General features: G+C 63.7%; 25 protein-coding genes and 2 tRNA genes. 11 read left to right on the top strand and 16 right to left on the bottom strand.

Features of this window, described 5'->3' with window-relative positions:
• The first annotated feature begins 29 nt into the window (after positions 1-29).
• On the top strand, positions 30-299 hold the full coding sequence (locus K3179_RS02010) for a hypothetical protein (RefSeq protein WP_221562247.1): 270 nt from the start codon (positions 30-32) through the stop codon (positions 297-299).
• 10 nt (positions 300-309) lie between these two features.
• Here K3179_RS02010 and K3179_RS02005 read toward each other — a convergent pair.
• The 3 genes from K3179_RS02005 to K3179_RS01995 all read right to left on the bottom strand — a co-directional run bounded on the left by K3179_RS02005 (position 310) and on the right by K3179_RS01995 (position 2,605).
• A tRNA-Thr gene (locus K3179_RS02005) sits at positions 310-385 on the bottom strand.
• A 29-nt stretch (positions 386-414) separates the two neighbouring features.
• Complete coding sequence (locus K3179_RS02000; protein ID WP_221562246.1) at positions 415-1,296, bottom strand: hypothetical protein; 882 nt, start codon at positions 1,294-1,296, stop codon at positions 415-417.
• Positions 1,289-2,605, bottom strand: coding sequence for a replication-associated recombination protein A (locus K3179_RS01995; RefSeq protein WP_221562245.1), 1,317 nt, complete (start codon positions 2,603-2,605; stop codon positions 1,289-1,291). The genes K3179_RS02000 and K3179_RS01995 overlap by 8 nt, the downstream gene beginning before the upstream one ends.
• A gap of 98 nt (positions 2,606-2,703) precedes the next feature.
• Between K3179_RS01995 and K3179_RS01990 the strand changes: the two genes are divergently transcribed.
• A complete protein-coding gene (locus K3179_RS01990; protein ID WP_247712767.1) occupies positions 2,704-3,465 on the top strand; it encodes a PadR family transcriptional regulator in 762 nt (253 codons plus the stop codon).
• 74 nt (positions 3,466-3,539) lie between these two features.
• Positions 3,540-3,977 (top strand): hypothetical protein, encoded by a 438-nt coding sequence (locus tag K3179_RS01985; protein WP_157799495.1) that lies wholly within the window; start codon positions 3,540-3,542, stop codon positions 3,975-3,977.
• 12 nt (positions 3,978-3,989) lie between these two features.
• On the opposite strand, the gene K3179_RS01980 is transcribed toward K3179_RS01985, so the two are convergent.
• Positions 3,990-5,159 (bottom strand): glycosyltransferase family 4 protein, encoded by a 1,170-nt coding sequence (locus K3179_RS01980; protein ID WP_221562244.1) that lies wholly within the window; start codon positions 5,157-5,159, stop codon positions 3,990-3,992.
• A 174-nt stretch (positions 5,160-5,333) separates the two neighbouring features.
• On the opposite strand from K3179_RS01980, the gene K3179_RS01975 reads away from it, so the two are divergent.
• The 3 genes from K3179_RS01975 (at position 5,334) to K3179_RS01965 (ending at position 9,305) form a co-directional block, all read left to right on the top strand.
• Positions 5,334-6,491 (top strand): phosphoserine transaminase, encoded by a 1,158-nt coding sequence (locus K3179_RS01975; protein ID WP_221562243.1) that lies wholly within the window; start codon positions 5,334-5,336, stop codon positions 6,489-6,491.
• An 89-nt stretch (positions 6,492-6,580) separates the two neighbouring features.
• Positions 6,581-8,164: a phosphoglycerate dehydrogenase gene (gene serA, locus K3179_RS01970; protein ID WP_221562242.1), complete on the top strand. Its 1,584-nt coding sequence runs from the start codon at positions 6,581-6,583 to the stop codon at positions 8,162-8,164.
• A gap of 28 nt (positions 8,165-8,192) precedes the next feature.
• Complete coding sequence (locus K3179_RS01965) at positions 8,193-9,305, top strand: ATP phosphoribosyltransferase regulatory subunit (RefSeq protein WP_221562241.1); 1,113 nt, start codon at positions 8,193-8,195, stop codon at positions 9,303-9,305.
• Here K3179_RS01965 and K3179_RS01960 read toward each other — a convergent pair.
• From K3179_RS01960 to K3179_RS01950, 3 genes are read right to left on the bottom strand one after another with little or no spacing between them, the layout of a single operon-like run.
• Entirely contained in the window at positions 9,302-9,913 is a 612-nt protein-coding gene (locus K3179_RS01960; protein ID WP_221562240.1) for a glutathione S-transferase, read from the bottom strand. The two genes, K3179_RS01965 and K3179_RS01960, sit on opposite strands and share 4 nt — an antisense overlap.
• On the bottom strand, positions 9,906-10,859 hold the full coding sequence (gene trhO / locus K3179_RS01955) for an oxygen-dependent tRNA uridine(34) hydroxylase TrhO (protein ID WP_221562239.1): 954 nt from the start codon (positions 10,857-10,859) through the stop codon (positions 9,906-9,908). The genes K3179_RS01960 and trhO overlap by 8 nt, the downstream gene beginning before the upstream one ends.
• Positions 10,860-10,906: 47 nt before the next feature.
• On the bottom strand, positions 10,907-11,722 hold the full coding sequence (locus tag K3179_RS01950) for an aldo/keto reductase (protein WP_221562238.1): 816 nt from the start codon (positions 11,720-11,722) through the stop codon (positions 10,907-10,909).
• A 126-nt stretch (positions 11,723-11,848) separates the two neighbouring features.
• Between K3179_RS01950 and K3179_RS01945 the strand changes: the two genes are divergently transcribed.
• Positions 11,849-13,138, top strand: a complete 1,290-nt coding sequence (locus K3179_RS01945; protein WP_160594392.1) for an adenylosuccinate synthase — start codon at positions 11,849-11,851, stop codon at positions 13,136-13,138.
• On the opposite strand, the gene K3179_RS01940 is transcribed toward K3179_RS01945, so the two are convergent.
• On the bottom strand, positions 13,113-13,667 hold the full coding sequence (locus K3179_RS01940; protein WP_221562237.1) for a hypothetical protein: 555 nt from the start codon (positions 13,665-13,667) through the stop codon (positions 13,113-13,115). The genes K3179_RS01945 and K3179_RS01940 overlap by 26 nt on opposite strands.
• A 57-nt stretch (positions 13,668-13,724) precedes the next feature.
• Here K3179_RS01940 and K3179_RS01935 point away from each other — a divergent pair, with 57 nt between their 5' ends.
• Positions 13,725-14,237, top strand: a complete 513-nt coding sequence (locus tag K3179_RS01935; protein ID WP_221562236.1) for a L,D-transpeptidase family protein — start codon at positions 13,725-13,727, stop codon at positions 14,235-14,237.
• Between the two features lie 66 nt (positions 14,238-14,303).
• Positions 14,304-15,275, top strand: coding sequence for a helix-turn-helix domain-containing protein (locus tag K3179_RS01930; RefSeq protein WP_221562235.1), 972 nt, complete (start codon positions 14,304-14,306; stop codon positions 15,273-15,275).
• Here K3179_RS01930 and K3179_RS01925 read toward each other — a convergent pair.
• The 4 genes from K3179_RS01925 to argH form a co-directional block, all read right to left on the bottom strand.
• Complete coding sequence (locus tag K3179_RS01925; protein WP_221562234.1) at positions 15,272-16,045, bottom strand: precorrin-2 dehydrogenase/sirohydrochlorin ferrochelatase family protein; 774 nt, start codon at positions 16,043-16,045, stop codon at positions 15,272-15,274. The genes K3179_RS01930 and K3179_RS01925 overlap by 4 nt on opposite strands.
• Positions 16,045-17,304, bottom strand: coding sequence for a diaminopimelate decarboxylase (lysA, locus tag K3179_RS01920; RefSeq protein ID WP_221562233.1), 1,260 nt, complete (start codon positions 17,302-17,304; stop codon positions 16,045-16,047). The genes K3179_RS01925 and lysA overlap by 1 nt, the downstream gene beginning before the upstream one ends.
• 63 nt (positions 17,305-17,367) lie before the next feature.
• Positions 17,368-17,604 (bottom strand): hypothetical protein, encoded by a 237-nt coding sequence (locus tag K3179_RS01915; protein ID WP_090482005.1) that lies wholly within the window; start codon positions 17,602-17,604, stop codon positions 17,368-17,370.
• A complete protein-coding gene (gene argH, locus K3179_RS01910; RefSeq protein WP_221562988.1) occupies positions 17,604-18,977 on the bottom strand; it encodes an argininosuccinate lyase in 1,374 nt (457 codons plus the stop codon). Before argH ends, K3179_RS01915 begins: the two co-directional genes overlap by 1 nt.
• A gap of 16 nt (positions 18,978-18,993) precedes the next feature.
• Between argH and K3179_RS01905 the strand changes: the two genes are divergently transcribed.
• Complete coding sequence (locus K3179_RS01905; protein ID WP_221562232.1) at positions 18,994-19,551, top strand: TlpA family protein disulfide reductase; 558 nt, start codon at positions 18,994-18,996, stop codon at positions 19,549-19,551.
• Here K3179_RS01905 and K3179_RS01900 read toward each other — a convergent pair.
• The 3 genes from K3179_RS01900 to K3179_RS01890 form a co-directional block, all read right to left on the bottom strand.
• Positions 19,552-19,627 (bottom strand) — tRNA-Val (locus K3179_RS01900).
• A 56-nt stretch (positions 19,628-19,683) separates the two neighbouring features.
• A complete protein-coding gene (locus K3179_RS01895; RefSeq protein ID WP_221562231.1) occupies positions 19,684-20,457 on the bottom strand; it encodes a Crp/Fnr family transcriptional regulator in 774 nt (257 codons plus the stop codon).
• Positions 20,458-20,603: 146 nt separating this feature from the next.
• Complete coding sequence (locus K3179_RS01890; protein ID WP_247712766.1) at positions 20,604-21,362, bottom strand: Crp/Fnr family transcriptional regulator; 759 nt, start codon at positions 21,360-21,362, stop codon at positions 20,604-20,606.
• 116 nt (positions 21,363-21,478) lie between these two features.
• Between K3179_RS01890 and K3179_RS01885 the strand changes: the two genes are divergently transcribed.
• Entirely contained in the window at positions 21,479-22,456 is a 978-nt protein-coding gene (locus K3179_RS01885) for an asparaginase (RefSeq protein WP_221562230.1), read from the top strand.
• 3 nt (positions 22,457-22,459) lie between these two features.
• On the opposite strand, the gene K3179_RS01880 is transcribed toward K3179_RS01885, so the two are convergent.
• Positions 22,460-23,569 (bottom strand): zinc-binding dehydrogenase, encoded by a 1,110-nt coding sequence (locus K3179_RS01880; protein WP_221562229.1) that lies wholly within the window; start codon positions 23,567-23,569, stop codon positions 22,460-22,462.
• Between the last annotated feature and the right edge of the window lie 24 nt (positions 23,570-23,593).

Here is a 23,593-nt window from a genome sequence, read left to right as displayed (position 1 = left end):
CGCGCCGCCTTCGCACCTACTCCGGCGCTATGCAGTTCGACGATCTCATGCGCCGCTATTTCGCCACCCCGGACCTGACCGAAGTTACTCCGGCGGGTTTGGAAGCGGGCATAGAACGCTGCCGCGTGGACCTCGGCCTCGAAACAGACCCGGGCAAACGCTTTGCCCTGTGGTCGCTGCTCTTCATGCTCGGCGCGGCGCCCGATCTCGACGTGGCATTCGAAAACGATGACGAGCGCGAAGCCGCCCGCAATTTCATGGACCTGATGGCCGCAAGCGAGGCTGGAAAAGAGGGCTAAAGGGGGCGGGTGGTGCCGGCTGCAGGAGTCGAACCCGCGACCTGATGATTACAAATCAACTGCTCTACCAACTGAGCTAAGCCGGCCTGTTCACCCAACGACGCGCGCCTTTGGGCTAAAACGCGCCGAAGGTCCAGCCCTCTGTGCGTGCAATTTCGTCGTTCAGCCCCTGCGGCGCCCAGCGTTCCCGTTCTCCGGCCACTTTGCGCAGCCACGCCGCCGTCAGCAGCGCGTCGGAAGCGTGGTCGTCGATTGCCCCGCTGCCGGGTACCGAAGGCGACCCGAGGACTGTGAGCGCTGCATTCAGCTCCTCGATCGTGCGCATCTTTGCCCGCCCTGCGCTGCGGCCAGCCTCAAGCGCGGCGAGGCTGGTGTAAATCTCGACCAGAGCCGAACCGGAGGCGGGTAGCGGGTCGACCGGCCACACGGGCAGGCGTCCGCGCAGCTGGTGCAGCATCCGCATGCCGGTGAGGCTGGACTTGCCGACCTGCGCCGCGCCGACGAGGTTGAAGTTGGAATAGGGTTTGCACCCCATGCTGGCCTGCACCTGCTCGGTCACGCGAAAGCGCCCGCGCCGGTGTTCCGCATTGTCGCAGAAGAAATGCGTACCGGTATCGGTGCCGTTGCGGAAATAGGGACGGTAGGAAGGGTGATCGACGAAGGCCTGCGCGCCGAGGTTCGCTTCATGCGAGCAGATGTCGTCGATTAGCGCCCACAGGGCAGGCGCGTGCGGCAGGAGCAAGTCGTTGGCGGGGAAGAACGCGCCGCAATCTGCGTGGGGGAGGGAGATGCCCAGATCGACCCCGACCAGCGTATCGTCCGGCAGATCGTCGCGCAGGATTGCGAGCACGTCGTCGCGGCCCCACCCTTTTCCGCGCTCCACCAGTACCGGCGGGCCACCTCCTGCATCGGCGATGGCGACGGCAATGCCTTTCTGCTTCGCCCCTTTCGCCCCCGACCAGTCGATCGCCACGAAATGGTCGAAGCGGTCAGTCACGTTCGCGCCTTAGCTTGTCCCAATAGTCGAGACGCTTCTTCACCTCGCGCTCGAACCCGCGCTCTACCGGCTGGTAATAGCTTTGCGGCTCCATCTCCTCGGGCCAGTAATTGTCGCCCGAAAAACCGTCCTCTGCATCGTGGTCGTAGCTGTAGCCCGACCCGTAGCCGATATCCTTCATCAGCTTGGTGGGCGCGTTGAGGATGTTCTGCGGCGGCATGAGGCTGCCGGTTTCCTTCGCGCTCTTGAAGGAGGATTTCTGCGCCCTGTAGACCGCGTTGGATTTGGGAGCGGTGGCGAGATAGGTGCAGGCCTGCACCAGCGCGAGTTCGCCTTCCGGACTGCCGAGAAACTCGTAAGCATCCTTCGCCGCCATGCATTGGACCAGCGCCTGCGGGTCGGCCATGCCGATGTCTTCCACCGCCATGCGGACAAGCCGGCGGGCGAGGAAGCGCGGCTCCTCGCCAGCCGTCAGCATGCGCGCGAGGTAATAGAGGCTGGCCTGCACATCGCTGCCGCGCACCGCCTTGTGGAGTGCGGAAATCAGGTTGTAATGGCCCTCGCGATCCTTGTCGTAGACCGCGACGCGTCGCTGGAGGAACTTGCCGAGCGCTGCCGGGTCGAGCGGTTCGTCTATCTTCGCATTGTAGAGCGTTTCCGCCTGGTTGAGCAGGAAGCGCCCGTCGCCATCGGCGCTCGCCACCAGGGCATCGCGCGCTTCTTCCGTCAGGGGGAGGGGGCCTTCCAGCTCTTCCGCCCGGTCGAGCAACTGGCCGAGCGCCTCGCGGTCCAAGCGCTGGAGGATCAATACCTGTGCGCGGCTGAGCAGTGCGGCGTTGAGCGCGAAGCTGGGGTTTTCCGTCGTCGCACCGACCAGCGTTACCGTGCCGCGTTCGACGAAGGGCAGGAAACCGTCCTGCTGGGCGCGGTTGAAGCGGTGGATTTCGTCCACGAACAGCAGCGTGCGCTGGCCGGCCTCCGCAGCCTTGTCTGCGGCGGCGAAGGCTTTCTTGAGGTCGGCCACGCCGGAGAACACTGCACTGACGCTTTCGAAGCGCATGCCCACGCTGTCTGCCAGGAGGCGCGCGATGGTGGTCTTGCCGGTTCCGGGCGGGCCCCACAGGATCATGCTGGAGAGGCGGCCTGCAGCGACCATGCGGCCGATCGCGCCTTCGAGACCGGTCAGATGGTCCTGCCCGATAACCTCGGCGAGGGAATTGGGGCGCAGTCGGTCGGCGAGTGGTGCATCTTCGCGCACGCCCTCGGACGCGGGGGTTTGCGGGAGATCTTCGGGAAAAAGGTCGGCCATTGATCGGATCACATAGTGCGTTCGCCGACAAATTGCAGTGGGCGCTTGTCAGTGGGTCAATAAGATATATCTTAGTAATATCTAAGAGGAGATTCGATATGACTTGTAGCGGAGATCGCGACGAGCCGATGGAAGGCGACATTCCCGACCGGCCCGAAGGCGAAGATTTCGATGTCGAGGTGGAGATCGATGTGGATGTCGATCCCGATTCCGACGGCAGCTTCACCCGGACCTATGGCGCTTCGGGAGTTTTCGGACCCGACGGCATTTTTGGCCGCCGCGGTCCATTCGGTCCCGACGGACCTTTTAGCACGAACGGTCCGTTCGGTCCGCGCGGTCCCTTTGGCGAGGGTGGCGGGAAATCGGGCCGCAAGCACAGATCGCGGCGTCGCCGGATGTTCGCGAGCGGCGAGCTGCGCCTTTTGCTGCTGCACCTGATCGCGGAAGAACCGCGGCACGGCTACGAATTGATCAAAGCCGTGGAAGAAATGACCGGTGGCACCTATTCGCCAAGTCCCGGGACGGTCTATCCGACCCTCTCCCTGCTGCAGGATGAAGGCCTGATCCGCGAGGTCGATGGCGACGAAGCGCGAAGGGCTTATGGCGCGACCGAGAAGGGCCGCGGCGAACTGGCCGACCGCAAGGACGAGATCGAAACGCTTGTCGGCCGGATCGAAGGGCAGCGCAGGCACCGCGCGAAGTCAGGCAAGGCGTTCGCCACCCCAGAAATGTTCCGAGCGGTCGGCAATCTCGCAACCGTGCTGAAAAACCGCGCCAAGAGCGGCCAGCTGGACGAGGATACCATGCGCGAAATCGTCGACCTCGTGGACGAGCTGGCGAAGAAGATCGAACGCCTCTGATCTGCCTCAATCTTGCGTCTTTCGGCCCCGGCGCTAGTCTGGTGGCCGAGGGACGCGAGAGGGAGGATTTTCGGATGGATAGTGCGACCAAGGCACCCTGGCACCTATGGGTGGTCGGGATCGTGACGCTGTTATGGAACGGCTTCGGCGCGAACGATTACACGCAGACGCAACTGCGCAACATGGATTACCTGAATTCCATGGGCTATCCGCAGGCGGGTATCGATTATCTCGACCAGTTTCCCGCCTGGGCCGAAGCCGGATGGGCGCTCGGCGTGTGGGGCGCGGTAATGGGATCGGTCCTGCTGTTGCTGCGCAGCCGCTTCGCCGTTTGGTCCTTCGTCATCTCGCTCATCGGGATTGCGCTGACGACGGTCTATGAAGCGGGGGCGGACATGCCTGCCGAATTGGCTGAAATGCAGCCCGGCTGGTTCCCCATACTTCTGTGGGGCCTTGCCATCTTCCAGCTCTGGTATGCCTGGTCGATGAAGAAGAAGGGCGTCCTGCGCTAGGACAAACACCTGTTATGCGGCTGTGCGCGAGGCGTGCAGCCGCAGATAGGTGTCGACCACCGCCTGGTTGATCGCGTCCCACGAATATGCGCGCGCGGCTTTCTCGCCATTCGCGCCGTGGGCCAGCCGCAGGGCATCGTCGGTGCAATAGGGCGCCAGCGCTTCGGCGCAGCCTTTCGAGAAGGCGTCGGTCTTGCTGGGCGGGACGAGCTGGCCCGTTTCGCCCGGCCTGACGAGGCTGGCGGCGCCCGTCGCCCCGGCAGCGACCACGGGTAGCCCGCAGGCCATCGCTTCCAGCGTCACATTGCCGAAGGTCTCGGTGATCGAGGGATTGAAGAAGATGTCCCCGCTCGCCAGCGCGCGGCCAAGATCCTTGCCGGTCTGGAAGCCCACGAAGGTGCCGCCGGGCAGGGCTTTTTCGAACCAGCCGCGGGCAGGCCCGTCGCCGATGACCAGCACCTTGTGCGGCACCTGCATGCGCCGCAATTCGACGATCGTGTCGGCAAAGACGTCGAGGCCCTTTTCCATGACCAGGCGGCCGAGGAAAACGATGGCCACGTCGTCATCCGCAAGGCCGTTCGCGCGGCGCCATTCCATGTCGCGGCGCGAGGGGTCGAACACGTCTCGGTCCACCCCGCGCGACCAGATCGAGATGTCCTCGTGCATCTCCTGCGTCTTCAGTTCGGCGATCTGGCTGTCCGAGGGCGCGACCAGCGCGTCGCAGCGATTATAGAATCGCCGCAGGCCCGCTTCGACCACGGGTTCGAGGAAGCCGAGGCCGTAATAGCGAGGGTAGGTTTCGAACCGCGTATGCACGCTGGCTAGCACCGGAATGTCCTGCGCCCGGGCCCATTTGAGCGCCTTGTGCGCCGACGGATCGGGCGAGGCGAGGTGCATGGTATTGGGCGCAAAGCGGGCCAGATCGGCCTCGACCTTGCTGCCGAGCCCCAAGGGAAGGCGGTATTCGCCGCGCCCCTTAACCGGCATACGCACATTGGGCACGTTGACGAGATCGCCGGTCGCCTCGAAATCGGGATTGTCGACCACCGGGGAATAGACACGCAGCTTTGCGCCCTGCCTCAGCAGGTATTCGGCCAGCCGGTTGAGCGCCTGGTTCGCACCGTCGCGGGTGTAATTGTAGTTCCCGCTGAACAGCGCGATGCGTAGATCGGTAACGTCCATCAGGCCGGGCTTTAGGCAAGTGGAACGATTTTGGCGAGAGGGCGCTTGATTGAACGAACCGCTGCAAATCAGACGCATACCTATTTCGCATTGACTCGCCGCACCGCAACATTATTGCCGCCGATGGGCCACGCGGTCCCAACGCCGCGCGAGCTCTCTGCAAGGAGAGAATACATGACTGCCGAACCGACGCTCAAACCCGAGCGCCCTTTCTTTTCGTCCGGACCGACTGCCAAGCACAAGGGCTGGTCCGCTTCCAACCTCAAAACCGAATCGCTCGGACGCTCGCATCGCAGCGCCCTTGGCAAGTCGCGGCTGAAATATGCCATCGACCTGTCGAAGGAGATGCTCGGCGTGCCCGAGGATTACCTGGTCGGCATCATGCCGGCTTCGGACACCGGCGCGCTGGAATGCGCGATGTGGACGATGCTGCGCCCCGATCGCCCGGCCACGGTCGCGGCGTGGGAAAGTTTCGGCAACGTCTGGATCCAGGACGCGGTAAAGCAATTGAAGCTGCCCAAGCTGACCACGCTCGATGCCGATTACGGCGAAATCCCCGATCTCGCTTCCATCCCGCAGGAAAACGACGTCGTCTTCACCTGGAACGGCACGACTTCGGGCGCGAAGATTCCGAACACCGACTGGCTCGCCGAAGGCCGCGAAGGCGTGACCATCAACGATGCCACCAGCGCCGTTTTCGCCATGGAGATGGACTGGGCCAAGCTCGATGCCACGACCTATAGCTGGCAGAAGGTGATGGGCAGCGAAGCCCAGCACGGCATGCTGATCCTCAGCCCCAAGGCGGTGAACCGGATCGAGGAATACGATCCCGAATGGCCGCTGCCCAAGCTCTTCCGCCTGAAGAAGGGCGACAAGATCAACCGCTCGATCTTCGAAGGCGCAACGATCAACACGCCGTCCATGCTGGCGACCGAAGATTACATCGACGCGCTCGAATGGGCGCAGGCCCTGGGCGGCCGCAAGGCGATGTTCGAACGCGCCGATGCCAATGCCAAGATCGTGCTCGACTGGATCGAGGCTACGCCGTGGCTGCGCAACATGGTCTCCGACCCTGCCAAGCGCACCAACACGGGCGTATGCTTCGTCTTCCAGGGCGACTGGTACGACAGTCTGTCCGCAGAAGACCAGGCTGCTGTCCCGAAGAAGATCGTCAAGCTTCTCGAAGACCGCGACGTGGGCTACGATTTCAACGGCTATCGCGATGCCCCGCCGTCCCTGCGCATCTGGTGCGGCGGTACGGTCGAGCAGGAAGACCTGAAGCGTCTCCTGCCCTGGATCGAATGGGCCTACGAGACCGTCAAGAACGGCTGATCCGGCTGGCGGCCCGCGCTTCGGGCCGCCGCCTTCCTCCCTAATTACTGCCCGGTACAAAGCCGGGAAAGCGACAGGAATATTCCGTCATGAGCAAACCTAAAGTCCTTATCAGCGACAAGATGGACCCGAACGCTGCGCGCATCTTCGAAGAGCGCGGCTGCGACGTCGACGTCATCACCGGCGAAACGCCCGAAGAACTCAAAGCCCGCATCGGTGAATACGATGGCCTCGCCATCCGTTCTTCGACCAAGGTCACCAAGGAAATCCTTGACGCGGCGACCAATCTCAAGGTCATCGGCCGCGCCGGTATCGGCGTGGACAATGTCGACATTCCCTACGCCAGTTCGAAAGGCGTGGTCGTGATGAACACCCCGTTCGGAAACTCGATCACCACCGCCGAACACGCCATCGCGATGATCATGGCGCTGGCCCGCCAGATCCCCGCTGCCGACCGCCGCACACAGGCGGGCGAATGGCCGAAGAACGATTTCATGGGCGTCGAAGTCACCGGCAAGACGCTGGGCCTGATTGGCGCGGGCAATATCGGCTCGATCGTCGCCAGCCGTGCGCAGGGCCTCAAGATGAAGGTCATCGCCTTCGATCCCTTCCTGACCGAAGAACGCGCAGTGGAAATCGGGGTCGAGAAGGTCGATCTCGACACGCTGCTGGGCCGTGCCGATTTCATCACGCTGCACACGCCGCTGACCGATGAAACCCGCAACATCCTCAGCCGCGAAAACCTCGCCAAGACCAAGAAGGGCGTGCGCATCGTCAATTGTGCGCGCGGCGGCCTCATCGACGAAGCGGCGCTGGCCGATGCACTCGACAGCGGTCAGGTCGCTGGCGCGGCGCTGGACGTGTTCCAGACCGAACCGGCCAAGGAATCGCCGCTCTTCGGCAAGCCCAATTTCATCTGCACGCCGCACCTTGGCGCCAGCACGAATGAAGCGCAGGTCAATGTCGCCTTGCAGGTGGCCGAACAGCTCGCCGATTACCTCGTCAACGGCGGCGTCACCAATGCGCTCAACATGCCTTCGCTCAGCGCAGAGGAAGCTCCCAAGCTGCGCCCCTACATGGGCCTTGCCGAAAACCTCGGTAGCCTGGTGGGCCAGCTCGCCCACGGCAACCTCACCAAGATCAGCATCGAGCGCGAGGGCGCCGCAGCCCAGCTTTCGGGCAAGCCGATCGAAGGTGCGGTGCTTGCCGGCCTGATGCGCCAGTATTCGGACACGGTGAACATGGTCAACGCGCCCTTCCTCGCGAAGGAACGCGGCCTCGATATCCGCTCGATCCGTCACGAGAAGGAAGGCGCCTACAACACGCTGCTGCGCGTGACCGTGGGCACCGACAGCGGCGACCGGTCGGTTGCCGGTACGCTGTTCGGCGCCGATGCGCCGCGCCTGACCGAAATCTTCGGCGTGCGGATCGAGGCGGAGCTCGACGGGCACATGCTGTACATCGTCAACGAAGACGCACCTGGCTTCATCGGCCGGATCGGTTCGCTGCTGGGCGAAAATGGCATCAACATCGGCACCTTCAACCTCGGCCGCCGCGAAGCGGGCGGGGAAGCGATCCTGTTGCTCAGTGTCGACCAGCCGATACCGCAGGACGTCGTCGACAAGGCCTGCGCGCTGGAAGGCGTGAAGACCGTAATGCCACTGGCATTCTGATGCGCGATGGGGCAGGGGCGCTGGCCATATGACACAGCCTGACGATCTCCTGCCCATCGGGCTCGAAGACGCGCTGCCTGCGCGTGCCGCCGCCATCACCAGCGCCATGCGTCAGGTGCTGCAATCGATGGACGCCCACGGTTACGACCGCGTGCGTCCTCCGCTGGTGGAATTCGAGCATTCGCTTGCCGGACGCATGGAAGGCGTGGCGACGCGCCGCATGATCCGCTTTACCGATCCGGAAAGCTTGCGCACGCTGGCCCTGCGCAGCGACATGACCGTGCAGGTCGGGCGGATTGCCGCCACCTCGCTGCGCGATGCGCCGCGCCCGTTGCGCCTGTGCTACGCAGGCGAGGTCGCCACGATCAAGGCGGACCAGCTCGATCCGGCTCGCCAGCGCCTGCAGCTGGGTGCCGAACTGGTCGGAAGCGACAGCGTGGCAGCCGCCGCAGAAGCCGTTTCGGTCGCGCTCGATGCGCTGGAAGCTGCCGGTGTCGATGGCCTGTCGGTCGATTTCACCATGCCCGACCTCGTCGATACGCTGGCTGAAGAGGCGCTCCCACTCGACGTGGAGCAGCGTGAAGCGGTGCGCCGCGAACTCGACATGAAGGATGCGGGCGGCCTCAAGGCTGTCGGCGGGGAAGCCTATCTCCCGCTGCTTTATGCCGCAGGGCCGATGGAGCAGGCGCTGGAGAAGCTGTCGGCGCTGGATGCCGGCGGTGTGCTCGCCAGCCGGACCGCGGCGCTGCGCGAAGTGGCCGCGATCCTTGGCGACCGCGTGCGCCTCACGCTCGACCCGTCCGAACGGCACGGTTTCGGATACCAGAGCTGGTTCGGCTTCACGCTGCACAGCGACAAGGCACGCGGCGCGCTGGGGCGCGGCGGGACCTATGCGATCAAGGGCAGCGACGAGGCAGCAACCGGCTTCTCGCTCTACATGGAGCCGATCCTCGAAGCGCTCGGCAAGGGCGAGGCGGAGCAGCGCGACACGGTATTCCTGCCGCTCGGCCATGACCGTTCGGTAGCAGCGTCATTGCGTGCGGACGGCTGGCGCACCCGCGCAGCCGTCAATGCAGAAGACGATGCCGCAACGCTGGGATGCACGCACCGCCTCGAAAACGGCGAGGCGAAGCCGCTTTAAGCCGCTTCCGGCTCCCACTTCGGATATTTGGTCATGATGGCCGCGAAGAGGTCGGACGTCACATGGCGTTCGAGCCATGCGGCGACATTGGCGATGCCGGCGCCTTCGAACCACTCGCGGTCGTGATTAGCGCATTGCCGCACGAAGGGGAAAATGGCGATATCGGCGAAGCCGCGTTGTTCGCCGCATAGATTGGACTGCCCCTCCAGCCGCTCGTCCAGGCGTTTCAGATGATCGAGGCACTGCGCGCGGTGTTCCAGCGGGTCCGCATCCTCGTAGCGCGTGTGGTATTTGTATCGGTCGAGGTGATGCTTGAACGGCCCGTCGGTCGCTTCCAGCAGCTCTGTATCCTGACGCTCCAGCCAGCCTTCGGGATCGCTCTTGCCGAGCGCCCAGCGCATGATGTCGAGGCTTTCCTCCAGCACCGTGCCGTCATCGGTGACGAGAACAGGGACGGTCCCCTTTGGCGAGGCTTCCAGCATCGCGGCAGGCTTGTCGCGCAGCACGACCTCGCGGTGCTCCTTCTCCACCCCGCTGATGTGCAGCGCCATGCGCGCCCGCATCGCATAGGGACAGCGGCGGAAGCTGTAGAGGACCGGCTCAGCCATCCTTGCCGTCCCGGTCCAGCACCTTGCCGACATGCGCTTCGCCCCGCTCGCGGGCGAGTTTCGACTGGCGCTGGCGTTCGGCATAGCGGGCGCGCTGTTCGTCGGTGCGCTCTGTGTGGCAGTGGCGGCAGGCGACGCCTTCCTCGTAAGTCTCGTGCGCGAGGTCCTCAGGCGACAGGGGCATGCGGCAGGCGCGGCACAGCGTGTGCTCGCCGATTTCGAGGCCGTGCTTCACGCTCACCCGCTCGTCGAAGACGAAGCATTCGCCTTTCCAGAGGCTTTCCTCCTCGGGCACTTCCTCGAGGTATTTCATGATGCCGCCCTTGAGGTGGTAAACCTCGTCCAGCCCTTCGGATTTGACGAAGGCGGTCGATTTTTCGCAGCGGATGCCGCCGGTGCAGAACATGGCGATCTTCGGCGTCTTGCCCTCGGCCTCGAATTCGGCGCGGCGGGCGCGAAACCATTCGGGAAATTCGCGGAAGCTCTTCGTTTCCGGGTCGATCGCGCCTTCGAAAGAGCCGATCTGCACCTCGTAGTCGTTGCGGGTGTCGATCACGATGGTGTCGGGATCGGAAATCAGCGCGTTCCAGTCCTCCGGCGCGACATAGGTGCCGACGCCCTCCATCGGGTCGAGGTCGGGCTGGCCCATGGTGACGATCTCCGCCTTCACCCGCACCTTGCTGCGATAGAAGGGCATGGTGTCTGCACGCGATTCCTTCACTTCCAGATCCGCGCAGCCCGGCAGCGCACGGATATGGTCGAGCACCGCCTGGATGCCCGCATCGCTCCCGGCGATCGTGCCGTTGATGCCTTCATGCGCCAGCAGCAGCGTACCCTTCACGCCGTGCTTGTCGCACAAAGCGGCAAGGGCGGGGCGCAGGGCTGCCGGATCGTCGAACCGCGTGAAGTGATAGAGCGCGGCAATACGGATGGGGTGCTCGGTCATGTTGGCGCGCCTTTAGCAGCGTGCACGCGGCCTCGCACCCCTCCTGTTCAGCAGAATTCGCTGGGGTCGGGGCCCATGCGGCCGTCTTCGCTGTCGAGGGCGTCGATGCGCGCCATCTGGTCGTCCGACAGTTCGAACGACAAGGCCTTGAAATTAGCTTCGATATGCTTGCGGCTGCTGGCCTTGGGAATGGTCGAGAAGCCGTGCTGGATATGCCAGCGGATGATGACCGCGCTGGCGGGCTGGCCGGTTTCTTCCGCAATGGCTTCGATGGTCTCGTTCGAAAGACCTTCGCCTTGGCCGAGCGGCGACCAGCTTTGCGTGACGATACCCATTTCCTCATGCACCTTGCGCAGGGCGCGCTGCTGGAAGCTGGGGTGCAGTTCGATTTGGTTGAGCGCGGGGGTCACGCCCGTCTCCTCGACCAGCTTGCGCAGGTCCTGTTCGCGAAAGTTGGAAACGCCGATGGACTTGGCCTTGCCCTCGTCGCGCAGCTCGATGAACGCTTTCCACGTGTCCACGAATTCGCCCTTGTCGGGGCAGGGCCAGTGGATCAGCAGCATGTCGACATGGTCGCGGCCCAGCCGTTCGAGGCACTTTTCCGCCGCGCGCTTGGCCCGTTCATACCCCTGGCTTTCGTTCCAGACCTTGGTCTGTAGGAAGATGTCGGACCATTCGCCCACGCCTTTGCCGACGCCCTTTTCGTTCTGGTAGATGGCCGCCGTGTCGATCAGCCAGTAGCCCACGTCGATCGCGGTCGAGACGGCTTCGGGCGCCTTGTCCTCGTCGATCTTGTAGGTGCCGAAGCCGAGCTGGGGGATCTGGCGGCCGTCGTTCAGGTTGAGAGTGGGATAGTCGGTCATAAATTCTCCTTTGCCTGAACAATGGAGAAGTGGCTTCGAAGTTTCCCCGATCTGCCTTGCCCCCTTGGCCGCAAACGCCTAACGCGACGCGCGTTTGTGCATCCCTAGATCGCGAGTAGCTTTTCAATGGCCAACGTCACCGTAATCGGCGCCCAGTGGGGCGATGAGGGCAAGGGCAAGATCGTCGACTGGCTGGCCAGCCGCGCCGATGCCGTCGTCCGGTTCCAGGGCGGCCATAACGCCGGCCACACGCTGGTCATCGACGGCAACGTCTACAAGCTTTCGCTGCTGCCTTCGGGCATCGTGTCCGGCACGCTGTCGATCATCGGCAATGGCGTTGTGCTGGACCCCTGGGCGCTGAAGGCCGAGGTCGAAAAGCTCGAAGGGCAGGGCGTTACCATCACCGCCGACAATCTTGCGATTGCCGACAATTGCCCGCTGATCCTGCCGATCCACCGCGATCTCGACGGCCTGCGCGAAGCGGCTGCCGGTTCGGGCAAGATCGGCACGACAGGCCGCGGCATCGGCCCGGCGTACGAAGACAAGGTCGGCCGCCGCGCGATCCGCGTGTGCGACCTTGCGCATCTCGATCATCTCGAACCGCAGCTCGATCGCCTGTGCGCCCATCATGACGCGCTGCGTGCCGGTTTCGACCAGCCGCCGGTCGACCGCGAGGCATTGCTCGAGGAATTGCGCGGCATTGCCGATTTCGTGCTGCAATACGCACAGCCGGTGTGGAAGCGCCTCAAGAAAGTGCGCAAGGCTGGCGCTAAAATCCTGTTCGAAGGCGCGCAGGGGGTCCTGCTCGACATCGATCACGGCACCTATCCCTTCGTCACCAGCTCCAACACGGTCAGCGGCACGGCGGCGGCAGGCAGCGGCCTCGGCCCCAATTCGACCGGCTATGTGCTCGGCATCGTGAAAGCCTACACCACGCGCGTCGGCAGCGGTCCTTTCCCGACCGAACTCGAAGACGATGTCGGCAAGGGCATCGGCGAGCGCGGCCATGAATTCGGCACCGTCACCGGCCGCCAGCGGCGGGTCGGATGGTTCGATGCGGTGATCGTGCGCCAGAGCTGTTCGATTAGCGGCGTCACCGGCATCGCGCTCACCAAGATCGACGTGCTCGACGGGCTGGACGAGGTGAAGATCTGCACCGGCTATCGCCTGCGCGGCAATGTCTATGACTATTTCCCGAGCCACGCGGCCGACCAGGCGGAAGTGGAGCCAATCTACGAGACGATGGACGGCTGGAAGGAATCGACCGCCGGGGCGCGCAGCTTCGCCGACCTGCCAGCCAATGCGGTGAAATACATCCAGCGTGTGCAGGAACTGATTGAAACGCCCGTGGCGCTGGTGTCCACCAGCCCCGAACGCGACGATACGATCCTTATGCGCGATCCATTTCTCGACTGAGCAACCGCTGATCGAGGAGGCTGGCCAATTGCCGGCTTCCACCCGCGTCTTCGGCAAAGGGAATGGCGATCTCGCCCGAACGGATGCGGTCCGCGCCCAGCCAGCGAATCTCGACACGGTCCACGTCGTCGAACGCCAGGTACGTCCGCTTGCCCCCGCGCGACGGGATGTAGCTCAGGCCGAAACTGTCGTAGCGGATGCGGTGCCTGCGGACGGCGATGATCTTCGCAATTGACGATAGTCCGAAAGCGAAACTGCACGCCCACATGAGCATCGCGACAATGACAATCGGCGAGCGATATTCGGGCAGGCCGTAGAGGACCACCGCGCCAAGAGCGAGGAGCGCGAGCGAACCGATCGGCATCAGCACGGCCGACAGCCACATCCCCACCGTCGGCACGATCTCGACCGCGCCGTCCACCGCCTTGCCGTAATGTCCCGGCAGGCGACGACTGATGAGGTTCCACCCGATCATGATGGCGGCGACGCCGAATACGGTTGCGACATGGCGCAATTCGAACAAGTCCATGGCATATTATCCGCTCTTCCGTTGGCGGCGGAAAGAAAAATCGATAGCCTGAATGCGATGCGGTTCCTTTTTCTCTTTGCCTGCCTCTTGGCGACAGCCTGCTCGCAAGCCGTGCCCGAGGCGCGTGCGCAACAGGCACAGGAGGGCGAGCGGGCGGATTTCGTGCTGGTCGACAAGTCCGATCGCACGCTTTGGGTCTACCAAGGGGGCAAGATCATCCGCACTTATGACGGCCTGCAATATGGCGATGAGCCGGTCGGCCATAAACGCTTCGAAGGGGACGAGCGCACGCCCGAAGGCCGCTACACCATCACCTATGGCAACGAGCAATCGAGCTATTACCTCAGCCTCTATATCGACTATCCCAACGCCGCCGACAAAGCCTATGCGAAGGCGCGGGGGCGCTCGCCCGGCGGGCTCATCTTCCTGCACGGCCAGCCCAACGGTATGCCTTTCGATGCGCGCGTTCCGGGCGACTGGACAGATGGCTGCATTGCCCTTTCCAACCGCGAGATCGCGGAGCTGTGGTCGCTGATCCCGGACGGGACGCCGATCGAAATACGCCCCTGAATTCTTGACACGATCACTGTTTGTTCTCACAAAGTTCTCCTACAGAGACTCGTGAGAGGTAATTCCATGCAGGCCGATTTCAGTTGCGAGCCGGTGTATGACGGGGCCGGATGCCAGCTTGGCGTGACCATATTGGCGGACCGTGATGCCGTGCGCGCGCAGATGCGCGACGATGCGGTTGCAGCGGGCTTTCGCGTGCTGGAATGCTGCCGCCTGGACGAATTTGCCAGCGGGTCGATCGCGGCGCTGGGTGACCTTGTGCTGGTCGATTGCCTTGTGGCCGATGCGGAAACGATGGCGCTGCTCGCGCGGCTCGATATGCGCGCCGGGAAATCGGGTGCGCAAATGGTGATCTCGACCGGCATGGATGCGCTCGATGCGGTGTTCGGCTGTTTTTCCATGTCGGGCGCGCAGATCCTGGTCGAACCTGGACGTGCGGAGCGGATCATCGCGGTGGGCCGTGTGCTGGCCGATGTGCCGAACCTGAGATTGCGCGAACTGGCGGAAGAAGATCGGCTGATGCTGCTTCGCCTGACCGAACAGGTCGGCAAGATGGCAGAACGGATCGAACGCCTGTCTCCCGGACAGCGGGAAGGCGGGGGCGCCTTCCGGCTGGAAGCGGCGGCACAGGCATGGCGCGGACAGGATACCGCAGCCGGGGCGGGCAATGGAGCGAGCCTGCCCGAGGCGGCTGCTATCCGCGCGGTTATCCGCCGCCGCCAGATGCGCGCCAAGTTCTTCGATGCGGACCTCTTTGCCGATCCGGCATGGGACATATTGCTCGATCTCGCGGCCGCGCGCGCCGGGCATGAACGCGTCAGCGTTACTTCGCTCTGCATCGCGGCGGGCGTTCCTGCCACCACGGCGCTGCGCTGGATCACGCAAATGGTCGACAGCGGCTTGCTGCTGCGCATTCCCGACCCCGCCGACCGTCGCCGTGCGCATATCGCGCTGGCCGACAGCACGGCCGATGCGATGGCACGCTATTTCCGTGAAGCCGGCATCGGCTCGAACCACCAGATCGCGGCGGTGGCCTAGCCCTTCCTGATCATGACCCGGCGGCCGCTTGTCGGTGGATCCTCGCACGGCAGGAGATGACGCGCCGCATCGGCTCGCGCGCGGATCAAGATCGCTTCCGGAACGCTGCTGTCGTGAAGCACGTGGTCGGCTTCACCCAGCGCGCGCGCCTGGCGGATGGTCAGGTCGTCTGGATCATCGCTTGTCAGCGCGATCTCGAGGACATCGTCCGCTACAGGGTCGCCGCCATCCTCTATCCAGCGGTCTACATCCTCTACACTCTTCGCGGCCATTACATCGAGCGCGCCGCCCTGAGAAAGCGCACCATCTAGCGCACGGCGCCGGTCGTCGCCGGAGGGGAATTTCGCCCGGATTTTGTCTCGCGCGTTGGATAATGCCTCGGCCAATCCGCCAAGATTTTGCGGCAGGATCGCTTCCAGCCGCAGGCGCAGGTGCTTCGCCAGTCCGGCCGATGCTCCGCCCGTGCTCACCGCGACCAACACCGGATCGCGCTCCAGCAGGCTGGGCAATGTAAAGTCGCACAGGTCCGGTCTATCTGCGACGTTTACCAGCAGGCCGAGCCGTTTCAGCCGCAGCGCCGCCGCCTCTGCCGCGCGCTCATCTTCCAACGCTACAAAGGCGAGTTTGGCGTGATGGGCCTCGGTCTCCGCGCATGGAATGCCCCCGGCACGCCCAACAAGCCGCGCCTTCGCCTCCGCCATTTCGCCGCTGCCCACCACCACGACCCGCTGGCCGGAAATGCGATGGAATAGCGGGAGCGAATGCAACATCAGTCGAGCCACTCCGGAACGCGTTCCGCGTCCATGATCGCCCCTGCCGCAATCCGGTCGGCGACGGTCGCGAAACGGTCCCCGTCGACCAGCACCTCGGCAACGAAACCGCGCGAATTGTAGCTCGACGCCATGGTCGCGCCATAAGCCCCTGCGGTACGGAAAACCGCCAATTCTCCGGCGATCAGCGCATCGCATTCGCGGTCCATCGCAAAGGTATCACCGGTCTCGCAGATCGGGCCGACGATGTGCGCGGTCATGCGCTCGCCGGTAGGCTCCACCGCCTCGAAATCATGCCAGGCGCCGTACATGGCGGGCCGGGCAAGATCGTTCATCGCCGCGTCGACGACGACGAACGGCCGCTCGATCCCGCGCTTTACGCGCACCACCCGGGTGAGGAGGACACCGGCATTCCCGGCAATCACGCGGCCAGGTTCGAACATCAAGCGCACGTCCCAACCCTTGGATACCCGCGCAACCATTTCGCCATAGGCGGCAGGCGAGGGATATTCCTCGCCGCTCTTGTACGGCACGCCAAGCCCGCCGCCGAGGTCGGCATGGGTGACCTTGCACCCCTGCGCGCGTAAGTCGGCAATCAGCTGTCCGACCTTGCCGAAAGCGGTTTCCAGCGGTTCTAGGTCGGCGAGCTGGCTGCCGATGTGAACGGCCACGCCGCGCATATCCAAGCCGTCTTCCTTCGAAAGCGCCGCATAGATTTCGACCGCTCGGTCGATCGGCACGCCGAACTTGTTCTCGCGCTTGCCGGTCGAGATTTTCTCGTGCGTGCGTGCATCGACATCGGGATTGACGCGCAGGGCGCAGGCGGCCGTCTTGCCGAAGCGGCGGGCGATCGCCGCCAGTTCGTAGCCCTCTTCCTCGCTCTCGATGTTGAACTGGCCGATGCCGTGTTCGAGGCCCTGCTGCAGTTCGTCATGGGTCTTGCCGACGCCGGAGAACACGATGTCTTCGGGCTTCATCCCGGCGGCCAGGGCGCGGGTCAGCTCTCCACCCGAGACGACGTCGGCGCCATAGCCCATGTTGGCGAGCACGCGCAGCACTGCGAGGTTTGGGTTGGATTTGACCGCAAAAGCGATGTGCGGATTGTCGAGCGCGGATAGCCCTTCGCGATAGACGCGGGCGTGGCGTTCGAGCGTGGCGCGCGAATAGACGTAGACGGGCGTGCCGACCGCTTCTGCGATCTGGGTAAGCGGCACGTCCTCTGCATGGAGGACGCCATCGCGGATCTGGAAATGGTCCATGGCCAGCGCGTTTGCCGAATGGCCGTGGCCAAGTCTAGCAAGCCTTACTTGTCGCGCTGCAACCTACTCGGGCGGAAGGTCGAAGGGATCGTCCTCGCGTTCTTCGGACCGCGTGCGCAATTCGGTGCTGCGTTCGGGCGCGGCCTGGGGAGCGACCTGGAGCAGGTCGTCGGCATCCGGTTGCACTTCGGCTCCGAAGGGCGCAGGCGGCAGCGTCTCTCCTGCAAGGGGTTTCAGCTGAGCCTTCTGCCCGCAGGCGGACAGCAGGGTGAGGGCAATAATCAAGGCGCCAAGGCGCATCAGAACTTCTCCAGCCGCTTGCGGGCATCTTCTACCTGCTGCCTTACCCGCTCCGGCGCGGTCCCGCCATAGGAAGCGCGCGCGGCGACCGAAGCATCGACCGAAAGCGCGTCGAAAACGCGCTCGTCGATCCGGCTGTCGATGGCCTTGAGGTCATCGATGGCAAGGCCGTCGAGGGCGACGCCCTTCTCGTCGGCCAGCTTTACGGCAGCGCCGGTGATGTGATGCGCCTCGCGGAAAGGAATGTCCGCCTGCCGCACGAGCCAGTCGGCGAGGTCGGTCGCCGTGGCGTGACCTGCCTCTGCGGCCTTGCGCATCCGGACCTTGTCGAAGCCGCTGTCGGCCACCATTCCGGCCATTGCGGCGAGCGAAAGGTCCATCAGGCCCGCAGCCTCGAAGACCGGCGGCTTGTCGTCCTGCATATCCTTGGAATAGGCCAGCGGCAGGCCCTTCATCGTCACCATCAGCGCGGTGGTGCACCCTATGACGCGCCCCGCATGGCCGCGCACTAGCTCGGCGGCGTCGGGATTGCGCTTTTGCGGCATGATCGAGCTGCCGGTCGACAGCGTGTCGGGCAGTTTCACGAAGCCGAAGGGCTGGCTGGCCCAGATGATGAACTCTTCCGCCAGGCGCGAAAGGTGCAAGGCGCACTGGCTTGCGGCCATGAGGTAATCGAGCGCGAAATCGCGATCCGACACCGCATCGAGGCTGTTGCGGGTGGGCCTGGCGAAATCCAGCGCCTTTGCAGTCATCTCGCGGTCGAGATCGAAGCCGGTTCCGGCAAGCGCCGCCGAACCGAGCGGGCATTCGTCCATCCGCTCCAGCGCGGCTGAAAAGCGCGAGCGGTCGCGCACCAGCATCTCGAAATAGGCGAGCAGGTGATGGCCGAGCGTCACGGGCTGCGCGGTCTGCAAATGGGTGAAGCCCGGCATGATCGTGTCGGCATGCTCGTCGGCGCGGGCGACCAGTGCGTGGAGCACCGCGTCTATCCCTGCGATCGCGCGGCGATTGGCGCTGCGCACCCACATGCGAAAATCGGTCGCCACCTGGTCGTTGCGGCTGCGCGCAGTGTGCAGGCGCCCCGCGACCGGACCGACGATTTCGGTCAGCCGCGCCTCGACGGTCATGTGGATGTCCTCGAGGTCCCAGTCCTCGGGGACGCCGTCCGCTTCATATTCCTCGGCGATCTGCGACAGGCCTTTGTCGATCGCCGCGGCATCCGCCTCGCTGACGATGCCCTGCCTGGCCAGCATGGCGACATGGGCGCGGCTGCCGGCGATGTCCTCGCGCCACAGGGCCTTGTCGAAGGGGATCGAGGCGTTGATTTCGCGCATGATCGCGCTAGGCCCTTCGGCGAACCTGCCGCCCCACATTGCATTGGAGCCTTGATTGTCCCGCTTATCGCTCACGCTAATCGTCACCCTGGGTCTTGTTGTGTCCGCCTGCGATAGGAGCGCGCCCGATGAGGCGCAAGAAAGCGGTGCTTCGCAGATCACAACCGGCGAGATCGACCGCACCTATGCCGACAGCCTGATGCCCGCCATCAATGTAAGCGATCCGGACGGGCGGCAGATCAATCTGGGCGCATTGCAGGGCACGCCGGTGCTGCTGAACCTGTGGGCGACGTGGTGCGCGCCGTGCAAGAAGGAGATGCCGCTCCTCGATGCGCTTGCCGGCGATTTCGACGAGCAGTTGCACGTCATTACCGTGAGCCAGGATGCGGGCGGCGCGGAAAAGGTAGCGCCCTATTTCGCGGCGAACGAGTTCGCTTATCTGGAGCCATGGATGGACCCGCAGAACGAGCTCGGCCTGCATTACGACAACACGCCGCTGCCGACCACGATCCTCTACGATGCGCAGGGGCTGGAGGTGTGGCGCGTCGTGGGCGACTACGACTGGGCGAGCGAGGAAGCGCGCGCTGCCGTGAGAGAGGTTGTGGGGGAATAATGGTGGGCGCTGACGGGCTCGAACCGCCGACCCTCTCGGTGTAAACGAGATGCTCTACCAACTGAGCTAAGCGCCCCCTTGTGGGGTGAAGCGCGCATGTAGCGCCGTTTCGCGCCGGGTCAAGCGCGAGCTTCAGTTCCAGCCTTCGTCCAGCTTCAGCGCGCCGTCGCCGTAGAGGTAGTCGGCATTGAAGCGCGCATAACGTTTCAGGCGGTCCCAGTCGTCGGTGTAAAGGTCGCCCCGCCGGATTTCGGCAACACCCAATTCGCGCAATTTGCCGACAGCGCGATTGGCATGGATTGCGCTGACCCCGCACATATCGGCCAGGTCCAGCTGGGTGAACGGCGTGCGCAATGCGCGTGGGACGGTGCGCCCGATGAGCTCCAGCCTCGTATGCAGTTCTGCGTAGAGATGGGCGATACGTTTCGGCGCATCCAGCTGTTCGAGGATCTGGATCCACTTGCGATGGATCGAGGCGTCGAGCAGCGTGGCAAACCACATGGCACGTGCGATATTCGGGCGATCCTGCATGACCGTGCGCAGGCTCTCGTGGCTGACGCTGCCGATCTTGACCGGGCCTGCCGCAACAATGCTGTGATCAAGGCGCTTCAACGCGAACCCGTGCAGGTCGACGAAATCTCCCGGCACCTGGATGCCGACAATGTAGCGACGGTCGCCGGACTCGATCGTGCGAAACACATAGCCTTCGATCAGCATCGTGCTTTTGTTCGTGACGTCGCCTGTTTCGAGCAGGCGTGTACCGTCGCCGTGTTCTTCCACGGTTTCGATAAGGTCTTCGATGTAATTCAGGTCATCCTGATCGAGATGTTCCCTCAATCGTCCGGCGAGAAATTCGCCGGTCAGCGGGAAATCGGAAGACCGTATGTCACCACGAATTGCGTCCATTGTGTGCCGATAAAGCAAGCCGCTCGCCCGAGGTCTATTGACGCATGTTAGCTTTCTGTTCGTTTCTGCGTTCAGAGCGCATTTTTGATAGCCCGCAGGTTGTCATATGTTATAGCCCGCCGCGTACAGCGGATCTCATCGGGCCTTCAGAGCCCATCCTGCCGCAATGACAATGCGCCGTCGCCATAGAGATAGTCTTTCTCGAAATGCGCGAAATTTTCCAGTTTCTCGCGATTGCAGATGCGCACCTCTCCGCGATTGAAATCGGCGATCCCGCTCTTGCGCAATTCGCCGATCGCGCGATTGACGTGGATTGGAGTGGCGCCGCACATGTCGGCCAGGTCTGCCTGGGTGAGCGGGGTATCGAAGCCGTCTTCAAAGGCAAGGCCAACCATGTCGAGCCTGCACCAGACCTCGGCAAAGATATGCGCGATGCGCTGCGGCACCTTGAGCTGTTCGAGCTTCATGATCCATTCGCGATGCATGGCTGCATCGAGCAGGGTGGAGAACCAGAACAAGCGGGCCAGATGCGGCTTCTCTTTCATCACTTCGGCAATGCGTTCGTGCGGGACCAGCCCGACTTTGGCCTGCCCGACGCATTCAATGTTATGATCCAATCGCTTGAGCGCGAAACAGTGCAAGTCCACGAAATCGCCAGGGACGTGGAAACTGACACCATAGCGCCGATCCCCCGAATCCAGGGTTCGCAGCATGAAGCCGTCGATCAGCATGGTCGAATGATCGCAGATATCGCCGCGAGAGATCAGGCGGTGGCCATCGGGATGAATTTCCACACGGGAAACCAGCGATTCCAATTCGACCCTCTCTTCTTCCGACAGGTCGTGACGCAACCGGCCCTCCAAGAACAGGCCGGTCATCGGGAAACGCTTCAGTTCAGAGGACAAGGCTATCGCTTCCCTCCGTATCGATGCCCGGATTGCGGGCGCTTCAGATTCGGAGGGGATCGTAACAGATGATTGGTCCCGTGACCTGAGAAATCTTTCTCGCTATCGCGGCGCTCATGACGACCAGACTCCAAGTCCTTGCAACCGGTGGCACTATCGCCGGCATCGCCGGTTCGGCGATCGCGAGCGATTATCGCTCGGGCGAAATCGGGATCGATGATTACCTGGAGAAAGTGGGCGGCCTCGGACTGGAAGCTGAACTGTCGGGTCGCCAGATCGCCAATATCGATTCAGGCGATATCGGACCGACGGTGTGGAACCCGCTCCACGCTGCGATATCGGAAAGCCTTGCCGACGATGCTTGCGACGGGGTGGTCGTGACGCACGGCACCGACACGCTCGAAGAAACGGCGTTCCTGCTCGACCTGACCTTGCCGGCGACGAAGCCCGTGGTGGTCGTGGGCGCCATGCGCCCAGCGGATGCGGTGGGCTATGACGGACTGCGCAATTTCGCCAATGCCGTGCGTGTCGCGAGCGATCCGGATGCCGCGGGTCGCGGTGTGCTGGTGGTGATGGGCGACCGCGTGTTCGGCGCGCGTGACGTGCGCAAGGTCCGCACGCGAGGGACCGATGCATTCCGCGGTTTTCCGCGCGAATCCGTCGGGCTCGTTACGCCCGCCTCGCTCGAATGGTTCGGCGCTCCGTGGCGCGAAGACGAGGCGGCCGCATTTGCGTGGTGCGACGACCTGCCGCAGGTGGTGATCGCCTATGCCCATGCCGGATTGTGCGCCGAAGAAGTGCTTCGCCTCGTTGGCGAAGAAACGCGCGGTATCGTCGTTGCAGGCGTGGGCGAGGGCAATATGCCCGAGCGCGTGCGGCAGGAACTGGCGCTGCTGGCTCAGGGCGGCATCGCCGTGGTTCGTGCGAGCCGGACCGATGAAGGGCTGGTCGACCGCGAGGCCGAGGACACGCCGAACGGCTTCGTCGCCGCCCGCGCGCTCAACCCGCAGAAGGCGCGCATCCTGCTGCAATTGCTGTTGGCAAGCAGGATCAGCGATCCCGCCGCCATCCAGCGCGCCTTCGACGGGCGGTAAGCCTCAGCCGTTGGGCAGGACGAGGTATTTCTCGCCCGTCTTCATCTGCCGGTAGTCGAGGATCGCTTCCTTGGTCAGCATGCCTTCGAGGTCGACCTTGGTCTTGTAGCTGCTGGCGAAAGTGGTGGTGAGATTGTCGAGCACGCGCTTCCTCATCCGCATCACCGTTTCCATGCCCGCGGTCTGGAGGAATGGCGTCAGCAGCCAGCCCGACAGCGTCCAGCCGAAGCCGTAGGACGGCGTCAGCGTGGTCGGCCCGAAGTCGAGGCGGCCATAGATGAACATCCGCTTCTGCTGATTCGAACCATAGCGCGAATATTCGGTCATCTTGGCCACGGCGACCTGTTCCATCGCCTTGAAGCAGGTGTCGACCATCTGGCCACCGCCGATGGGGTCGAAGCCGTAAAAAGCGTCGGTATCGTCGATGGCAGCCTTGAGGTTGGCCATGAAATCATCGTCGGAAGAATTGACGACATGGCTGGCGCCGAGCCCCTTGAGCAGGTCGACCTGATCCTGCTTGCGCACGATATTGACGAGGCCGAGGCCGTCTTCCTGGCAGATCTTGACCAGCATTTGGCCAAGGTTCGATGCGCCGACCGTGTGCAGGATCGCCTTCTGGCCGTCCATCTTGGCGTTTTCCGCAAAGCCGAGCGCGGTCATCGGGTTTACGAAGCTGGACGCGCCCGCTTCCGCGCTGTGATCGCCGAGCGGCAGACACATGGCGGCGTCCGCGATGGCGTACTGGCTGTAGGCATTGCCCGGCACGCAGGCGACGCGCTGGCCCATCAGCGCCTTGGCCATGTCGCTGTCGCCGGTGGCGACGACGGTTCCGGCACCTTCGTTACCTGCGGGAAGGCGCTGGCCGTGACGAGCCTTCTGACCCGAATTGAACGGCTCGGGCATCTTCGCGACGACCTTGCCGGGCGAATATTCGGCATTCTCGAAATCGGCAGCACCGGTGAGGATGGCGAGGTCCGACGGATTGATCGGGGCCGCTTCCATCTTGACCAGGACCTGGTTGCCGGTCGGTTCGGGGACGGTGCTTTCGGCGATCTCGACGGTCAGCGTACCGTCGGATTCCAGAGTGGTGAAAAGCTGTTTGCCGGTGGTCATCCATTTCCCTTTCGTTGCGTTACG

The organism is Qipengyuania intermedia, from assembly GCF_019711615.1.
Lineage (GTDB): Bacteria > Pseudomonadota > Alphaproteobacteria > Sphingomonadales > Sphingomonadaceae > Qipengyuania > Qipengyuania intermedia.
This window is presented reverse-complemented; position numbering and strand designations above follow the sequence as displayed.

What these genes read in the sequence shown, in the direction of transcription:
- K3179_RS01965 (WP_221562241.1), top strand. Translation starts at nt 8,193, where the DNA reads ATGACACAGCCTGACGATCTCCTGCCCATCGGGCTCGAAGACGCGCTG.
- lysA (WP_221562233.1), bottom strand. Translation starts at nt 17,304, where the DNA reads ATGGACCATTTCCAGATCCGCGATGGCGTCCTCCATGCAGAGGACGTG.
- K3179_RS01895 (WP_221562231.1), bottom strand. Translation starts at nt 20,457, where the DNA reads ATGGACGCAATTCGTGGTGACATACGGTCTTCCGATTTCCCGCTGACC.
- K3179_RS01925 (WP_221562234.1), bottom strand. Translation starts at nt 16,045, where the DNA reads ATGTTGCATTCGCTCCCGCTATTCCATCGCATTTCCGGCCAGCGGGTC.
- K3179_RS01915 (WP_090482005.1), bottom strand. Translation starts at nt 17,604, where the DNA reads ATGCGCCTTGGCGCCTTGATTATTGCCCTCACCCTGCTGTCCGCCTGC.
- K3179_RS01950 (WP_221562238.1), bottom strand. Translation starts at nt 11,722, where the DNA reads ATGACCGACTATCCCACTCTCAACCTGAACGACGGCCGCCAGATCCCC.
- argH (WP_221562988.1), bottom strand. Translation starts at nt 18,977, where the DNA reads ATGTGGGGCGGCAGGTTCGCCGAAGGGCCTAGCGCGATCATGCGCGAA.
- K3179_RS01985 (WP_157799495.1), top strand. Translation starts at nt 3,540, where the DNA reads ATGGATAGTGCGACCAAGGCACCCTGGCACCTATGGGTGGTCGGGATC.
- K3179_RS01885 (WP_221562230.1), top strand. Translation starts at nt 21,479, where the DNA reads ATGACGACCAGACTCCAAGTCCTTGCAACCGGTGGCACTATCGCCGGC.
- K3179_RS02010 (WP_221562247.1), top strand. Translation starts at nt 30, where the DNA reads ATGCAGTTCGACGATCTCATGCGCCGCTATTTCGCCACCCCGGACCTG.
- K3179_RS01980 (WP_221562244.1), bottom strand. Translation starts at nt 5,159, where the DNA reads ATGGACGTTACCGATCTACGCATCGCGCTGTTCAGCGGGAACTACAAT.
- trhO (WP_221562239.1), bottom strand. Translation starts at nt 10,859, where the DNA reads ATGACCGAGCACCCCATCCGTATTGCCGCGCTCTATCACTTCACGCGG.
- K3179_RS01930 (WP_221562235.1), top strand. Translation starts at nt 14,304, where the DNA reads ATGCAGGCCGATTTCAGTTGCGAGCCGGTGTATGACGGGGCCGGATGC.
- K3179_RS01975 (WP_221562243.1), top strand. Translation starts at nt 5,334, where the DNA reads ATGACTGCCGAACCGACGCTCAAACCCGAGCGCCCTTTCTTTTCGTCC.
- K3179_RS01935 (WP_221562236.1), top strand. Translation starts at nt 13,725, where the DNA reads ATGCGGTTCCTTTTTCTCTTTGCCTGCCTCTTGGCGACAGCCTGCTCG.
- K3179_RS01995 (WP_221562245.1), bottom strand. Translation starts at nt 2,605, where the DNA reads ATGGCCGACCTTTTTCCCGAAGATCTCCCGCAAACCCCCGCGTCCGAG.
- K3179_RS01880 (WP_221562229.1), bottom strand. Translation starts at nt 23,569, where the DNA reads ATGACCACCGGCAAACAGCTTTTCACCACTCTGGAATCCGACGGTACG.
- serA (WP_221562242.1), top strand. Translation starts at nt 6,581, where the DNA reads ATGAGCAAACCTAAAGTCCTTATCAGCGACAAGATGGACCCGAACGCT.
- K3179_RS01940 (WP_221562237.1), bottom strand. Translation starts at nt 13,667, where the DNA reads ATGGACTTGTTCGAATTGCGCCATGTCGCAACCGTATTCGGCGTCGCC.
- K3179_RS01945 (WP_160594392.1), top strand. Translation starts at nt 11,849, where the DNA reads ATGGCCAACGTCACCGTAATCGGCGCCCAGTGGGGCGATGAGGGCAAG.
- K3179_RS01990 (WP_247712767.1), top strand. Translation starts at nt 2,704, where the DNA reads ATGACTTGTAGCGGAGATCGCGACGAGCCGATGGAAGGCGACATTCCC.
- K3179_RS01960 (WP_221562240.1), bottom strand. Translation starts at nt 9,913, where the DNA reads ATGGCTGAGCCGGTCCTCTACAGCTTCCGCCGCTGTCCCTATGCGATG.